The 14,904-nt window shown below is 46.9% G+C and carries 15 protein-coding genes; 1 reads left to right on the top strand and 14 read right to left on the bottom strand.

Going from position 1 to position 14,904, the window contains the following annotated elements; all coding sequences use genetic code 11:
- Nucleotides 1-26: 26 nt before the first annotated feature.
- From ACE04G_RS20085 to ACE04G_RS20040, 10 genes are all read right to left on the bottom strand, one after another.
- Nucleotides 27-626: a nitroreductase family protein gene (locus tag ACE04G_RS20085; protein WP_074094703.1), complete on the bottom strand. Its 600-nt coding sequence runs from the start codon at nt 624-626 to the stop codon at nt 27-29.
- 146 nt (nt 627-772) lie between these two features.
- Complete coding sequence (locus ACE04G_RS20080) at nt 773-1,027, bottom strand: hypothetical protein (protein ID WP_221825065.1); 255 nt, start codon at nt 1,025-1,027, stop codon at nt 773-775.
- Nucleotides 1,028-1,163: 136 nt separating this feature from the next.
- Nucleotides 1,164-2,027, bottom strand: coding sequence for an AraC family transcriptional regulator (locus ACE04G_RS20075; RefSeq protein WP_339184354.1), 864 nt, complete (start codon nt 2,025-2,027; stop codon nt 1,164-1,166).
- 65 nt (nt 2,028-2,092) lie between these two features.
- On the bottom strand, nt 2,093-2,641 hold the full coding sequence (locus ACE04G_RS20070) for a glutathione peroxidase (protein WP_076216217.1): 549 nt from the start codon (nt 2,639-2,641) through the stop codon (nt 2,093-2,095).
- Nucleotides 2,642-2,830: 189 nt separating this feature from the next.
- Nucleotides 2,831-3,727, bottom strand: coding sequence for a carbohydrate ABC transporter permease (locus ACE04G_RS20065; protein WP_339184352.1), 897 nt, complete (start codon nt 3,725-3,727; stop codon nt 2,831-2,833).
- Nucleotides 3,728-3,745: 18 nt separating this feature from the next.
- A complete protein-coding gene (locus tag ACE04G_RS20060) occupies nt 3,746-4,627 on the bottom strand; it encodes a carbohydrate ABC transporter permease (protein WP_074094700.1) in 882 nt (293 codons plus the stop codon).
- Between the two features lie 208 nt (nt 4,628-4,835).
- Nucleotides 4,836-6,152, bottom strand: a complete 1,317-nt coding sequence (locus ACE04G_RS20055) for an ABC transporter substrate-binding protein (RefSeq protein WP_339184350.1) — start codon at nt 6,150-6,152, stop codon at nt 4,836-4,838.
- 168 nt (nt 6,153-6,320) lie between these two features.
- Nucleotides 6,321-7,172 (bottom strand): response regulator transcription factor, encoded by an 852-nt coding sequence (locus tag ACE04G_RS20050; protein WP_221825073.1) that lies wholly within the window; start codon nt 7,170-7,172, stop codon nt 6,321-6,323.
- A gap of 23 nt (nt 7,173-7,195) precedes the next feature.
- A complete protein-coding gene (locus tag ACE04G_RS20045; RefSeq protein ID WP_449004397.1) occupies nt 7,196-9,016 on the bottom strand; it encodes a sensor histidine kinase in 1,821 nt (606 codons plus the stop codon).
- 198 nt (nt 9,017-9,214) lie between these two features.
- A complete protein-coding gene (locus ACE04G_RS20040; RefSeq protein ID WP_405132083.1) occupies nt 9,215-9,982 on the bottom strand; it encodes a helix-turn-helix domain-containing protein in 768 nt (255 codons plus the stop codon).
- Between the two features lie 152 nt (nt 9,983-10,134).
- Here ACE04G_RS20040 and ACE04G_RS20035 point away from each other — a divergent pair, with 152 nt between their 5' ends.
- Nucleotides 10,135-12,399: an FAD-dependent oxidoreductase gene (locus ACE04G_RS20035; RefSeq protein ID WP_405132082.1), complete on the top strand. Its 2,265-nt coding sequence runs from the start codon at nt 10,135-10,137 to the stop codon at nt 12,397-12,399.
- 243 nt (nt 12,400-12,642) lie between these two features.
- On the opposite strand, the gene ACE04G_RS20030 is transcribed toward ACE04G_RS20035, so the two are convergent.
- From ACE04G_RS20030 to ACE04G_RS20015, 4 genes are all read right to left on the bottom strand, one after another.
- The gene (locus tag ACE04G_RS20030) at nt 12,643-13,065 is read right to left on the bottom strand and encodes a DUF1801 domain-containing protein (RefSeq protein ID WP_405132081.1); all 423 of its coding nucleotides are present in this window, start codon (nt 13,063-13,065) and stop codon (nt 12,643-12,645) included.
- A 19-nt stretch (nt 13,066-13,084) separates the two neighbouring features.
- Complete coding sequence (locus ACE04G_RS20025) at nt 13,085-13,885, bottom strand: aminoglycoside phosphotransferase family protein (RefSeq protein ID WP_405132080.1); 801 nt, start codon at nt 13,883-13,885, stop codon at nt 13,085-13,087.
- Nucleotides 13,886-13,896: 11 nt separating this feature from the next.
- The gene (locus tag ACE04G_RS20020; RefSeq protein ID WP_091031581.1) at nt 13,897-14,172 is read right to left on the bottom strand and encodes a hypothetical protein; all 276 of its coding nucleotides are present in this window, start codon (nt 14,170-14,172) and stop codon (nt 13,897-13,899) included.
- A gap of 164 nt (nt 14,173-14,336) precedes the next feature.
- Nucleotides 14,337-14,876 (bottom strand): GNAT family N-acetyltransferase, encoded by a 540-nt coding sequence (locus tag ACE04G_RS20015; protein ID WP_449004396.1) that lies wholly within the window; start codon nt 14,874-14,876, stop codon nt 14,337-14,339.
- Nucleotides 14,877-14,904 lie beyond the last annotated feature (28 nt).

Below are 14,904 nucleotides of genomic sequence, written 5' to 3'. Positions count from 1 at the left end.
TGGTTAAATGTTGGGAAATGCGAAGTCTACTTGTGTACTTTTACGCGCTCTTCAATGGGTTGGAATTCTTTCTCACCCGGTGCTGCCGTTGGTTTACCAAATGGCATCTGAGCGATCAATCTCCAGTTCTCAGGAATGCTCCATTCTTGCTTCACTTTCTCATCAATCAACGGGTTGTAGTGCTGCAAAGATGCACCCAGACCTTCTTGTTCCAGAGCAGTCCAGATTACCAGTTGCAACATGCCGTTGGATTGGTTAGCCCAGATTGGGAAGTTATCTGCATAAGCTGCAAAATTTTGTTGAAGCTGTGCGATCGCATTGTTATCTTCGAAGAAGAGAACCGTACCATATCCGCTGCGGAATCCAGTCATTTTCTCTGCTGTGGATTTGAAGGCTTCTTCATTGCCTACCACTTCACGCAAAATTTCTTCTGTGTGATTCCACAATTTATCATGTTGTTCACCGAGCAATACAACGGCACGGGATGTTTGTGAGTTAAAGGAAGTTGGTGTATATTTCACCGCTTCTTCTACGATTTCCTGGATTTTAGCATCCGAAATTGTAGATTCCTTGCTGATCCCATAATAAGATCTTCTGTTTTTCAACGCATCAAAAAAAGTTGTCATTCTTAATCGCCTCCCAATTTTTTTTCAATTGCCAACACAGTAACTATAATATAGTAACATACATTAGTCAACAAACTAATTTATTTTCACTAAATATACATTCACCGAAAACAATTCAACAAGTTTGCCCAATACAGCAATTGAAATTATCCTTCGCCCGTCTTTTTACGATAATCCGCCCGGTATTTCTCTTCAGTAGACGAGTTGCTTTTTGTCTGGTCTTTATTCTTCTCTTCCTGAGCCTCCATATTCAGATCTTCCATCGGAATTGGATCTACAGTCTGTTCTTCTTCATATCTGTCAAGCAGACTTTCGTGCTCTGTCTTATATTGTTCAGGATTGTCACGGGATTGCTCCTGATGGGTATCGCTGTTATTCTGATCCGGTGTGCGCTGTTTCATTCATATTCGCCTCCTCTGGGTTCATTACCTTTCTTTACCTGTTCTGCGTGTCCTCTAAACACAGTGGTATGCATTCCTCAAGCGAAAATCAACAAAAAAAGCCAACCAGACAAGCTGGTCAGCTCAAACAAGACTTCTATGATTGGCGATGCAATTGGGTACGGTACAGATCAGGCGAACATCCCACACTTTGTTTGAACATCCGACTAAAATGCGAAAGGCGTTTGAAACCGGACAATCGACTTGCTTCTGTCACGGTGATCTCAGGCTGAAACTGAAACAAAAGCTTCGCCTGATTGATACGGCGGTCATACAGATATTTGAATATCGTCAAACCTGTCATTTCCTTAAACATGCCTGCCAGATATGGCTTGGACAGATGTAATTCCAGTGCCAAATCATCCAGACCAATGTCCTTCATATAATGGGTATCCACATAACGAATAATGTGTTGGACATGCCGCTCTCTCTCCGATGAGGGAAGTTGTTCCTGGACATCACCCTGGCAGATCTCTGCTACAAAATACAACAGATCACACAGTCTGACATTCATTCGCTCTTGCCTGAAATTGCTCTGACTTTGAGACAGACGATGAAGATCATGCAATAGAGCTTCGAATTCAAAGCGGCTATCTCCCTTCAGATTGACCCGGCAATTTCTGAGTTCTTCAAATGGCCTCAAGACCTCAGCCATACGGTCCGGATGCAGGCTGCTGCGGATTGCAGACGGATCAAAATGCAGTGTGCTTCGCTCATAAGCACTGCCTGGTTTCGGATGCGGTCGATGAAGAGTCAAGCCATGCATCAGCACCAGATCACCCGGCTCCAGGTTATATACCCGGTCCCCTATGATGTAAGTACATTCTCCATCATGAAAATAATAAATCTCATAATGTGGATGTGAATGGAATCCATCTGACTTGCCTGGGTTAAACGTGCTAGTGGATCGGTAACTATACTCCAGTGAAGCACTAAATTGCATCATGCTCGGCACATTCATGCACCTCCTGTTCGGAAGAGGGAAACGATTTGTGTCATGCCCCTGTAGGATATATGAAAGTGAAATTATAGAAGCTGTTTAATACTCTCTTGAATCTCGTCGATGGAGTCGATAGGTTCGAAGCGTCTGACCACACGACCCTCTGCATCAATCAGGAATTTCGTGAAATTCCATTTGATTGCATCGCCGTGTAACCATTCTGGTGCCTTCTCAGCCACCATTAATTTCAATAATTTGGCCTGTATATCTGTTTCATCAAAGCCAGCAAAAGGCCCTGATCTTTTCAAAAAGTCGTAGAGCGGGTGCGCCGCTTCTCCATTCACATCCAGTTTGGAGAACATCGGAAATTTCACACCATAGTTAATCTGACAAAAGGATTCCGCTTCCGAACTGCTTCCAGGCTCTTGCTCTGCAAACTGGTTACACGGGAAACCAATAATCTGAAGCCCTTGATCCTTGTACTGGTCATACAGCTTCTGCATGTCATCAAACTGGTGCGTATATTTACATTTACTTGCCGTGTTTACGATGAGCACAGGTTTTCCTTCATATTGATAGAGCGGGAAACGCTCTCCACTGGTTCTGGTTACGGTAAAGTCGTAGATGGTTGGCATAAGTCTAGTGCACCTCGCGATAGTTATGTAGTCATACAGCATCATATGTCATTGTTAATTATATACGAAGTTTGAACTATTGTATTGGAGAAGATAAGTTACTCTCCCTCACAACAGAAAACCCTTCTGCCACGAAAATCTCTTCGTTCAGCAAAAGGGTTATTATATGGGATCACAGTGACAGCAGTTTCAGCCCTTCACGGCACTTCCGGCCACGCCCTGAATGATATAATGCTGACCCACGAGGAAAACGATGATCATCGGAATAATGCCTGCCGTGGCAGCGGCCATCATGCCGTTGTAGTCCACATTGTTCTCCAGAATAAAGTTCTGCAGTCCGAGCGGCACAGTGTACAGGTCTTTGTCGATCAGGAACACTAGCGCATTCTCATAGTCATTCCAGTGCCAGGAGAAATCGATAATGGCCAGGGTAGCCAGTGCAGGCTTCGCCAAGGGCAGAATCAGCCTGAAGAATATGCGCAGGTGACCGGCACCGTCGATGAACGCCGCTTCCGAGATCTCTGAAGGCACGGACAGGAAGAATTGCCGCAGCATAAACACCCCAAAAATCGTGAATATTCCAGGCAGGATTAATGCCCAATGCGTATTATATATGCCAACCCATTCAAACATCAGGAACTTCGGTACAAAGAGTACCTGCGGTGGCACCATCATCATTGAGAGATAGATCAGGAACAGTGTCTCCCGGCCTTTGAATTGAATCCGTGCGAAGCCATAGGCTGCAAAAGCCGAGAGAAATACAGCTCCGATCGTGCTAATTAGCGATATTTTCAACGAGTTCAGATAATATGTGGCAAAGGTATCCACTCCGCTCCAGACCTTAATATGATGCTCCCAGTTCAGGCTGGAGGGTATCCACTGGATGGGATAGGTGAATACGTCCGCAGGAGATTTGAACGACGTGCTGATCATCCAGATGAACGGCATAATCATCAGCAAAGCAAACCCGGACATCAGAATTGTCAGTATGATTTTTCGAATCTGCGTCAAGGACTCCATGCGGACTTTAACTTTAGGTGAATGTGGAGCTGGGGGCTTCGCACTCGCGGCAATTTGTTTCTCCATAACAATTTCCTCCCCTCCTTAATAGTGAACCCAACGTTTCTGACCGAGCCACTGTAATACAGTGAAGACCATGATGATGGCAAAGAGCGCCCAACTAATGGCAGCAGCATATCCCATCTCGTAATATCGGAAGGCATTCTGGTAGATAAACAGCGACAGGACGGTTGTACTGTTCCCTGGCCCACCCTGGGTAATCGCTTGAATGATACCAAAGTTTTTGATGGTCATGATCAGCCCGGTAATTAGCAACAAAAAGGTCGTTGGACTCACAAGCGGCCAGATCACTTGGCGTATTGTCTGCCAGGGACGGGCTCCATCTATCCGTGCAGCCTCAACCAATTCCTCCGGAATTTCCTGCAAAGCGGCCAGATAAATAATCATGTTGTAACCCAACATGAACCAGATCCAGATGATATCAATCGCATACATGGACCATTCGGTTGTTGATAACCAGCCGGGTGGATTCGTAATACCGATTCCCCGCAAGAAACCATTAATCGGCCCCGATGTTGGCTGGAACAGCAGCATCCAGACAAAAGCGATGGCAACGCCGCTGGTGATATAGGGCATGAAATAGAGGGCACGCAGCGTTTTTTGCCAATACACCGACTTGTTCAGCGCCACCGCCACGATAAAAGCCAACCCCATTGATACCGGAACCGCTAACAGAAATACAAATGTATTTCGCAGCGCCACGCCAAACAGATCATCATTCAACATCCGGCGGATATTGTCCAGCCCTACGAAATTCGTCTCCGGGCTCATGAATTTGTAATCAGTGAACATGAGATAGAACGAATAGACAGCCGGTATAATAAAAAACAACAGCACGCCAATCATATTGGGCCCAATAAACAGATACCCGAGTCTGCTCTGCCGTTTCATCCAGGATTTATGCATATGCTCCCCCACTCCTTAACATCTGTTCTGGAATTAAGCATAACAAGATGTCCTCTAACATTTAAGGAACATAACCCTGTACCTGATATCACAGATATATGTATTTCGGCAGTGCCTTTCGGGAGAGAAATAACATGGAATTGTTCTATTGTTTATATAGAAAAAACCGCCCCATTGGGACGGCCTTTGGACTCATTGCTTTTGCAATCTATTGATTCTGTTTCAGCCAGTCATTATGTCGTTTGACCATGTTCTGTACCGTTACTTCGGCAGTCTGGTTACCGAGGAAGAACTTTTCATACTCCTGTGCACGCAGATCGACCACTTCCTGCGCAATGCTGCGGACAAACGTAGGTGTCTCGTCACCGTACAACACAAATTCCAGAGACTCTTTATCATAAGAATCAGCATAATCGCCAAGCAAATGATCAATGGCAGTCTGCTGATCAACGGCATTCGATGAAGGCAGACGTCCACCCGCAGCCATCGGCATCATTCCCCCATCGGCGTACCATTTCAGGAACTCCCATGCGGCTTCTTTATTTTTCGACTTGGAATTGATCGCAATAAAGTCACCCAGTCCTCCACTCTTCACCATATCCGCTTCCTCTGCAGCCAGTCTCGGTACAGGGGCAAAGGCGATTTTCCAATCCCGAGGGAACTCAGTCATATTGTTGGATGTACGGATCAGCCATTCGCCGATATTAATCATGGCAGACTCACCGCCAAGGAACATGTTTTCCACCGGCATTTTGGAAGTCAGCTGCTCCCCGAGTGGAGGCGTGGTTGCATCCTCCTTCATCATCCCGTTCAACGTCTCCAGCCATTTGGTAACGAGTGGATCATCGAGGTTGGAAGAACCGTCTGCCTTAACATAACCGTTCTTCACCAGAACGGAATCGAGCGGGTCTACATAGGAAGCGGTATGCTGCACCAATCCGTACTTGAAGCCAGCTGTCTTCAGTTTGAGTGCATATTCACGGGCTTCATCCCATGTCCAAGCTTTCGGTACACTCAGTCCGGCCTGATCAAGCGCTTTCATATTTAAAGCGAAGAAGGCAGCGTTTTTCTTGGTTGGCATCCCGTAATATTTACCGTCCACTTTCCAGGAAGCCGCATCTTCACCCATTTTCTCATCAATGTTGTAGTCGGTGAACTCGCCCAGATCCAGCGCTGTCCCGCCCTTGATGCGTTTATCCAGATTTGTAAGGGTATAGTTGACATACAGGTCAACGTTCTGCCCGGTGGACAGCGCCGTATCCAGCTTCAGGTTGCCATCATCGTCATTCACAAACCGCACATATTCCACCTGAATATCAGGATGCTCCGCATTCCAGGTATCCACCACTTCCTGTGGACCATTCTCAGGCGGCACCGCGCCCCACATGGTGAGCTTCACTTTTCCCTCTGCCGCTCCACCTCCGTTATCTCCACCGTTCGTCTCATTTTTACCTACACAGCCGGCAAGTAATCCCAGCATCAGCGCGCCTACGATTAACCCCGTTAATCCTTTTTTGATTTTCATCTGGTCACATGACCTCCCTGAATTGAAGTGTACCTTCCGTTACATCGTAGCAGGGACCTTGCTGGGTTCATAAGATACATATCCATGATTCGGATTGAACAAAAATGCGGATTTACTTGTGCTTGCCTGAGCACTCGGTACACATATTCCTTCTACTCATCCTGTGAGTCACGAACGATGGCGATACTGGCTGGGCGTGCAACCGGTCCAACGCTTGAATATTTTGATGAAATAATTATCACTTCCGAACCCTACCCGGTAACCAATCTCCTGTACAGGAAGGTCCGTCTCACGCAAGTATTCAGCCGCTTTCTCCATCCGTACCCCATGCAGGTAATGAATCAGGGTATGACCGGTTTTCTTTTTGAACAGAGCACTCACATAATTCTCGCCCATCATCACATATCGTGACATGGATTTGACGGTAATGTCCTGGTCGTAATGCTGTCCGATATACTGAATTATTTTGCTAATCTCCGGATGCTTCACAATCGGCTCACGAACAGGTGTAAATGGAAGATCCGTATCAGACGGGGGCGCAGAAGAGACCGTAAGAGAATTAGGCAAATCAGGCGTTGATGGGAGAACCGGTGTGGAAGGTGGCACTTCATGATGATCTGTCTCTGTCCGGGCTTCAGTTGAAGCTCCCAGTTCTGCACTTACTTTACGGAGTGTATCACGCAGTGAATTCACACTCATGGACAGTTTCAAAATATAATTGGATGCCCCGTATTCCATTGCCCGGCGTACATATTCGAACTCCCCCATACAGGTGAGCATGACAAATTTGGTTTTTAACCCGGCCTGACGGGTCTGTTTAAGTAATTCCAGACCATCCATACCTGGCATGACAATATCGGTCAGTACCAGATCCGGTGTATCCTGTATGATCATCGCCAGCGCTTCGGTCCCATTACCGGATTCTCCGATGACCGTGAAGCCCAGCTCTTCCCAGGAAATAATCTCTCGCACCGACTCACGTACAAATACCTCATCTTCTACAAGTAATACTTTCCACATGCCAGATTCCCCTCTCCAGTCGGCTAGTCAGATCGCTTCTGTACGTACGGCGTCGACAATAAAAAAGGAATGCTGAACCTCACTAATGTCCCCGGCTTGGTATCAATCACTTCGAGTTCACTTTGGCCTTTGAACAATAATCGCAATCGTTCCTTAAGGTTAGACAGGCCGATCCCCAGACGTGTGCGAGTCATCTGCTGACGCCGGGATTCCTCCATTCCAATTCCGTTGTCTGCCACCTCCAGCATCAGCTTTCCTGTGTCTTGCCTGTAAATTCCGATGCGGATCTGACCAAGTTGTTCCAGTGGCCCGACACCGTGATGAATGGCATTCTCCACCAGTGGCTGCAAGCTCAGCTTGGGCACGAGCGCATATTCCAGTTTATCGTCAAATTCACAAGTCACCTCAAAGCTATCGCGGTAACGAATCCGCTGAATATGAAGGTAGGCTTGAACCAACTCAATCTCGTCCTTCAGGTATACCAATTCGACCTGTGAATTCAGGCTGACTTCCAGTAATTTGCCCAAGGAAACACACATCTCGGAGATCTCTTCATTCCCGCTGCGGATCGCGCTCCATTTCATTGTATTCAATGTATTCAGGAGAAAGTGCGGATTCATCTGGGCCAGAAGCATATGAAAATGTACCACTTCCTTTTGACGTTCCTCCGCCTTGAGTCTGTTGATCATCTGATTAGCATCATCCAGCATCGTATTAAACGTGCGTGTCAATTCCAATACTTCCCCACGGCTGCGGCCTTCGGGAATACGAATCTTGAGGTTTTTGCGGACAACCTCCTTCATCTTGTTCTGTAAGTGCGACAAGGGGCGCGTAAACGTTGCCGAGATCATAAAAGCCATCACTACAAATGCTCCTGTGAAACCAAAAAAGGTCAGAAAGTAACGTTGTTTAAGCTCGGATATCTCTGTAAACAGGATGGAAAGTGGAATGCGATTCACCATATACCAGTCCAGTGATTCGATGTACACGTAGTTAATCAGCGTATCCGAGGCTGGATCGGTCAGGTAAGCCTGTGCCGGATGAAGAGCTATTTCACGCGTAACCTCCGGGGAGAGCACCGCTGTTTTGGATGAACTGGTGATGGTCTCTCCACTACCTGTAATAAGGTAATACTCCTGGTTACTCTGTGAATCCTTCAACATGGTCTGGAACCAGTAGGAATAATCAATGCTAATTCGTGCCAGCCCGTATCGCTTGCCGCCGCTATCTTTCATGTAAGCATACAGCGACAACAGATATGGGCTGGAAGATAACTCTCTAAGCACAGGGTTGGAATCCCGTGCATCCCAGCGATAGAAGAGTTCTTCCGGTTGAAGCGAGTGTGAATCCGCACCGCCTTTTGGAATGGTTATTTCCCCCAGACGCTCACGGAATTGTTCCAGATAGGGGCCATACGTCAGTGCTTTTTTGGGCAAATACGAAGTGTAAACGCTATCATGAAAATCCAGCAAGGTAAAGTACACCGAAGGATTATATAGGAAAAAACTGTTGTTGATCATCTTGAACTTTTCTTCTACCAGCGACTTGTTCTCAAGCGGCGTACGACTGTCCGGGGAGGTTAGCACATTTCTTACCGCGGAATCCTGTTCCAGAAAAATGAGCGTTTTGAAGGCAATGCTCATCTGGTCCTCCAGAGAGCGATACATCTGGACTAGCTGCTCATGACTCTGCTCACTGATTTTCTGCTCGACCAGGGATTCAATTTGCTGATAATTGTAGACATTCAATGCACTGAACGGCAAAAGAATCAACACCACAAATGCACCGAACAGGCGGTATCTGAGCCGCTGTGGCAACCAACTCTTCCAATTTGGCTTCTTCATTCCTTAGTGCTCGCTCCCCTACAATTAATGACCCCATTATAGCACCTGCCTGCCATTTACAGCCGGAGTCGAATGATTTGCATGGATTTGTGATATTCGCTACCTGCATCCATGTGAACTACACAGATATGTTCTATTGGTGTAAGCAAGAAATGAATGAGTGAATGGATGGAAGGCTGGATGGACGAGACCCTTACCTCATACTTGATGTCGTTTTCGATACTCTGAGGGACTGATTCCTATGGTGGACGAAAATACACGGCTCAGATAAAATCCGTTCTCATATCCACATCTCTCAGCGATCTGCGTGAGAGTCAGACGGCTATCTGCCAGCAAAGCTTTTGCTTTTTTGAGACGAATCGCTTTCAGATAATCGGATGGTGTCTCTTGAAAGGCCTCCCGGAACCTTCGGGTGAGCTGGACTGGACTCAAAGCCAACTGTTCGGCCAACGTTCGAAGACTGACCGCCTCTCCCGCCCATTCCTCCAACAATACTGCCGCTTCAGCCATGAGGGCATCCTCCGTGAACTTCGTTTCCATTAGCCTGCTCTGTCTGCGCTCCCATTGATATAGCCGCCACAAATCCAACATCAAGTGGGTTTTCCATCCTGTTGTAGCATCATCGTTGTCCTCACTCGCCTGACGCAGGTAGGCATATGTTGAAGCCAGACGCTTTGTATCATTAATGAGGGATTTTCCGATTGGCGGCAGGAGACGCTCATCCTCTGCGGAGTTACAACGGAACAGCATATAGTGAAACGTCAGCGGGGTTACCGTCTCTCTGCGAAAAGGAACGTGGGGCGGACATAACACCAGATCAGCAAAACCCGCCTCTCCGCTCTGTCCATCAATCTCGTAACGAAATACACCCTCTTCAACGGCAAAGACCACCCAAGCGTCGTAGATATCTTCTGTCAGAGCAAATTCAGCTTTCTTCTTCCAGTAGATGTGATTAAGGAGGTCCATGACACACCTGCCTTTGTTATGAAATAAAGTATATGCTCGATGATAATATAGTGTATTTGAAAAGTAAATATATAGAACTAATATGAAATTATAGATATGAAATATGAAATCTGAGCTTAGGCTCATCCATATTCAATGAGAGAGGTGTTCACATGAAGCACGAACTCGTTAAACCGGATATCACCGTCATCGGGGGCGGGCTTGCTGGCGTATGTGCTGCCATATCTGCTGCCCGGCTGGGCCAACATGTCGCTCTGGTACAGAATCGTCCTGTACTCGGTGGCAATTCCAGCAGTGAAGTACGCGTGTGGGTCTGCGGCGCTACCGCCCACGGAATTAACCGCTATGCCCGCGAGACGGGCATCATGGGGGAACTATTTGTAGAGAATCAGTATCGTAATCCTGAGGGCAATCCTTATCTCTGGGACTTGATCATTCTGGAAGCCGTTCGAGCTGAATCCAACATTAACCTGTATCTGAACACGGATGTACATGAAGTCGAGGCCACTGGGGATGAAGAGGAACGCATGATTACCTCTGTTACCGGGTGGATGATGGGTTCTGAACGCAAAATCCGATTCGAGAGTCAGATCTATATAGACTGTACGGGCGATGGGTTGGTTGGCTTTCTGGCAGGTGCCAAGTTTGCACTTGGTCGGGAAGCCCGCAGCGAATATGGCGAAGAGTGGGCACCAGAGGTAGCTGATCAGATCACGCTGGGCAGTACACTTCTCTTCTATACCAAGGATGCTGGTGCGCCTGTCCGTTATATCCCGCCTTCTTTTGCCAAAGATATTACACAGACCAGCATTCCGATTCGCCGGGTCATTCGCAGCGGGGATTCCGGTTGTCATTACTGGTGGATTGAATGGGGCGGTGAACATGACACCGTTCATGACAATGAGCTGATTCGTGATGAACTGTGGTCCGTGATCTACGGGATCTGGGACTATATCAAGAATTCCGGCAAGTTTGATGCCGACAATATGACGCTAGAGTGGATTGGTTCTCTGCCTGGCAAAAGGGAGTACCGCCGCTTCACGGGTGACTATGTGCTCACCCAGAACGATATTATCAGCCAACGGGAATTCCCGGATGCCGTTGCCTTTGGCGGCTGGTCCATTGACCTGCATCCTCCGCAGGGCATGTACGCCGAAGCGAGTGGCTCGAAGCATATGCATGCCGATGGCGTATATCACGTGCCGTTCCGCTCGTTGTATTCCGCGAATGTGCGGAATATGCTCATGGCCGGACGCGACATCAGTGCATCACATGTCGCCTTCGGCACGACCCGCGTCATGGCAACATGCGCGGTCATCGGCGAAGCCGCGGGTACAGGCGCGGCGCTCTGCGCGGCCATGGGGGTGTCGCCGCGCGAGCTGCACGCGAGGCATCTGGCGGTGCTGCAGCAGACGTTGCTGCGGCAGGACGCTTCCATCATCGGGGTGCGCAGCCACGATGAGCTGGATCTGGCCCGGCGTGCCAAGGCTACAGCCTCCAGCACGCTGACGGGCATCGCCCTTGAGCAGCCTGGCGAGACGTACCCGCTGGGTACGGATGTTGCCCTGCTGCTGCCTGTGCATCCAGTGCTCAGCGGCCTGGAGCTGCTGCTGGATGCATCCAGCGATACCGCGCTGACGGTAGAGCTGTGGGATACGGGGCGTAAGGAGAACTACGTCCCGCATTTGTTACAAGTTACGGCGACTGTTAACGTTACAACGGGAAATTCGCAGTGGGTGAAGCTTCCGCTCGAATGGCGACCGGAAGAACCGCAGAATGCTTTTATAATCATCCGCTCCAATAAAGCCGTCTCACTCTATCATTCGACAGAAGCACACAGCGGGGTGCTGATCTTCTTCAAAACAGAAGAAAACCACGTGTCCAAAAATCTGGAGGACCACGCCACTGATCAGCCTGTCGTATTATGGTCCATGCAAGGGTTGGCGCGTCAGCCCTTCTGCTGTCGTACCCTCTCTGAGACCACGGCCTATTCAGCGGACAACACGATCAACGGTTACCATCGCCCTTATGGTGGGCCGCAACAGTGGATGTCACAGCCGATGCAGTCTGGCAAGCCAGAATGGGTACAACTGACATGGGAAGAGCCACAAACCTTGACTGAATTGCACTTGACGTTTAATGATGATGTGAACGAGGATTTGGTTAATTTACATCACCATCAGACCGCATTCCGTGTGATGCCTGAGCTGGTGTGTGATTATCGAGTGGAAGTATTGAATCCGTCTGATGAGTGGATCAAGATTATAAACGTATTGGAAAACCGCAGAAGAAAAGTCATCCATTCCTTGGATACACCTGTGTATGTGCAAGCGCTTAGAGTAATCATTGATGCTACTAATGGCAGCAGGTATGCGGAATTGATCGAGATTCGGACTTACGGGCAAGCTACACGGTAGAGGACTCTGAGCGTATTCATTTTGTTAACTGATTATGGTCCTGCTCAACATATACGTTGGATATTTACGGTACGAATTAAACATGTCATATGTATAAGATTCTCCACTCCTGAACGAGAACTGCTGGCAATAAACAGGTTGTCTTGATCTTCAAGACAGCCTGTTTATGCGTTATAACGTTTATGTGATAGATAGAAGCGTTTTATGTTCTCCAGTAATTCAGTACTTGTTGAGCGTGCAGATTTATTGATTCGGATAAGTTTCTTTTAAGAACTCAACAGACTGCACGATTAGCGCTTTCAACACATCCAGATGAATGTCCGCGACCTTGTTGATGTACACACATGCTTTCCCTGTTGTATGTTTTCCAAAGTCCTTTAATAGATTTTCTCGCTCGCTATCCCCTGTGGCAAAATACAAACTGATCTTCGCCTTTCGTGGCGAGAAGCCCACTAGTGGTGCATCTCCTTCGTGACCCGATTCATATCTGTAATGATATGCACCGAATCCAATTATACTCGGTCCCCACATTTTCGCATCATAACCTGTCCTCTCCGTGAAGATATCCAATAATTGATAAGCGTCTTCACGTTTCTTTGCATGCTCGATCTGTTCAATAAATTCAATGACACTTTGGTCTGTTATTATTGTTTTAAGTTTGTACATTGAAGTGATCACTCCTTAATTAAGTCCAATCCTCAAAATGCTTTTCCAGAAAGACAAGCTCTTTCTCATAGTGTGCGAGATGACCTTCCTCTACCATTTTCATAAAAGCATGTTCCCCAGCAGCTGCGCGATCTGATAGTGTTTTACACATAAAACGAATGCGTGATATAACCCATTCCTTCAGGTCTGTGGGCACACTCAGTCCATACTTGCTCATAAATAATGTAATGCGTTCTTTTCGCACAGATCCATGCGCCTGGCTAGAGTAAGGCATAACACCCTTTCCATCCATCATTGGTGAGAAATCTGCGAGTGGAACGGACGTGTACAAGGCATAGGCGATATCCCACAGACGAGGACCCGGACCTGCCATATCAAAATCAATCACTCCTTGAGGACGGCCGTCCCTGAACACCATATTATACGGCGCAAAATCATTATGACATACAACTTCATCTTCAGTTACGCCTGGATATCTGTTCGTTGATACTGATGTTGTTGTAAATCCAACGGTCGCATCATGGTAACTTCTCAACAGTTTCGCGACTTCAATCAAAGATTCGTCTGACCACATATACTCTTCTAGATCAGGATAATCATTGCCTGGAACGATGCCTTCGAGGTAAGAAAGTACTTCTCGCCCTTGTTCATCTATTCCCAGAAATCGAGGGACATGATCATAACCAACCTTTTCGAGATGTAAAAGCAGTTCATGCACGTATGGATTTGGTTTGGCATACCGGCGAACCGTCTCACCTATTCTGACAACCTGATTCACATTACCTCCCGATAACGCTTCCTCCTGTTCGGACACTTTCATCCCTCCTCAAGCTAAACTTCCTTGCTATGCCCATGATTACGATTTTTCTTATAACTCCCCGGGAATCCCGCAACCAATAGTATGAATCCAACAAAGAACATGAAGTATACGAGTAAACCTGTTGGATGCTCGTTCGTCTGAGCAAACTGGGGTACGTTAGTCCCTCCTGAAGCATATCCTGCTTCTACTATAGCGACAGATACTCGTATTGAAATTCTCTCCATTGTCGAAATGAACACACTGCCAAGCATGAGGACTACACCCAAAATCTTGTTAATATTATTCATTTAATGCCTCCTTCTTGAGCCGTCCACTATTTTATGAGGTTATCTACTTAATGTCTTTCGATTCTCTAGTCCATATTCCTGCATTTTATATTAACGGTCCGTTCCTATATCATATCAAATAGCGGCGTCATCACTGACGCCGCTGTTAACGCTCTCTGAATAAGTTACGTAGCTAACACTTGGTGCAGATCCATACTATTTTGGAAAAAGGCTGACCGTTCAACATAATACAGATCGTACATCTGTTCATTCATATTGATCCGTTGATATACATCTGGATACACATCATTGGCTAATTTCACATAAGGCAGTTTTTGTACGGCTTTTCTGGATCTTATATTCTGCTTGCGTATCTTCATAAATACCGTTTCAATCCCATGTTCCAGAAACAATTCAACAAAGAAGGCTGATTTGGCTCTTTGGCTATACCCATTTCCAAAAAACGGTGATCCAATCCATGTGGCTAAAAAACCGGTTCGATGCTCAATATGATATAGATCAATGGTACCAATAGGCTGCCCTGTTTCATTCAAAATCGTTCGGGATATCACTGTCTTTTGTTCTTCTTCAGCCATCAATTGTTTCGTCAGGAATAGATATTCCTCATACGATTGGCATGCATAACGAACGTAAGGAGAAACTGCGGGGTCCATCATTAAGCTGTACAGTGAAAGGCATTCCTGCAAATCACGTTTTTTTAACATTCTGTCTACCACCTAGTCCTTTTAGTTC

It is taken from the genome of Paenibacillus sp. AGC31, from assembly GCF_057334655.1.
This window is presented reverse-complemented; position numbering and strand designations above follow the sequence as displayed.

What these genes read in the sequence shown, in the direction of transcription:
- ACE04G_RS20085 (WP_074094703.1), bottom strand. Translation starts at nt 626, where the DNA reads ATGACAACTTTTTTTGATGCGTTGAAAAACAGAAGATCTTATTATGGG.
- ACE04G_RS20080 (WP_221825065.1), bottom strand. Translation starts at nt 1,027, where the DNA reads ATGAAACAGCGCACACCGGATCAGAATAACAGCGATACCCATCAGGAG.
- ACE04G_RS20075 (WP_339184354.1), bottom strand. Translation starts at nt 2,027, where the DNA reads ATGAATGTGCCGAGCATGATGCAATTTAGTGCTTCACTGGAGTATAGT.
- ACE04G_RS20070 (WP_076216217.1), bottom strand. Translation starts at nt 2,641, where the DNA reads ATGCCAACCATCTACGACTTTACCGTAACCAGAACCAGTGGAGAGCGT.
- ACE04G_RS20065 (WP_339184352.1), bottom strand. Translation starts at nt 3,727, where the DNA reads ATGGAGAAACAAATTGCCGCGAGTGCGAAGCCCCCAGCTCCACATTCA.
- ACE04G_RS20060 (WP_074094700.1), bottom strand. Translation starts at nt 4,627, where the DNA reads ATGCATAAATCCTGGATGAAACGGCAGAGCAGACTCGGGTATCTGTTT.
- ACE04G_RS20055 (WP_339184350.1), bottom strand. Translation starts at nt 6,152, where the DNA reads ATGAAAATCAAAAAAGGATTAACGGGGTTAATCGTAGGCGCGCTGATG.
- ACE04G_RS20050 (WP_221825073.1), bottom strand. Translation starts at nt 7,172, where the DNA reads ATGTGGAAAGTATTACTTGTAGAAGATGAGGTATTTGTACGTGAGTCG.
- ACE04G_RS20045 (WP_449004397.1), bottom strand. Translation starts at nt 9,016, where the DNA reads ATGAAGAAGCCAAATTGGAAGAGTTGGTTGCCACAGCGGCTCAGATAC.
- ACE04G_RS20040 (WP_405132083.1), bottom strand. Translation starts at nt 9,982, where the DNA reads ATGGACCTCCTTAATCACATCTACTGGAAGAAGAAAGCTGAATTTGCT.
- ACE04G_RS20035 (WP_405132082.1), top strand. Translation starts at nt 10,135, where the DNA reads ATGAAGCACGAACTCGTTAAACCGGATATCACCGTCATCGGGGGCGGG.
- ACE04G_RS20030 (WP_405132081.1), bottom strand. Translation starts at nt 13,065, where the DNA reads ATGTACAAACTTAAAACAATAATAACAGACCAAAGTGTCATTGAATTT.
- ACE04G_RS20025 (WP_405132080.1), bottom strand. Translation starts at nt 13,885, where the DNA reads ATGAAAGTGTCCGAACAGGAGGAAGCGTTATCGGGAGGTAATGTGAAT.
- ACE04G_RS20020 (WP_091031581.1), bottom strand. Translation starts at nt 14,172, where the DNA reads ATGAATAATATTAACAAGATTTTGGGTGTAGTCCTCATGCTTGGCAGT.
- ACE04G_RS20015 (WP_449004396.1), bottom strand. Translation starts at nt 14,876, where the DNA reads ATGTTAAAAAAACGTGATTTGCAGGAATGCCTTTCACTGTACAGCTTA.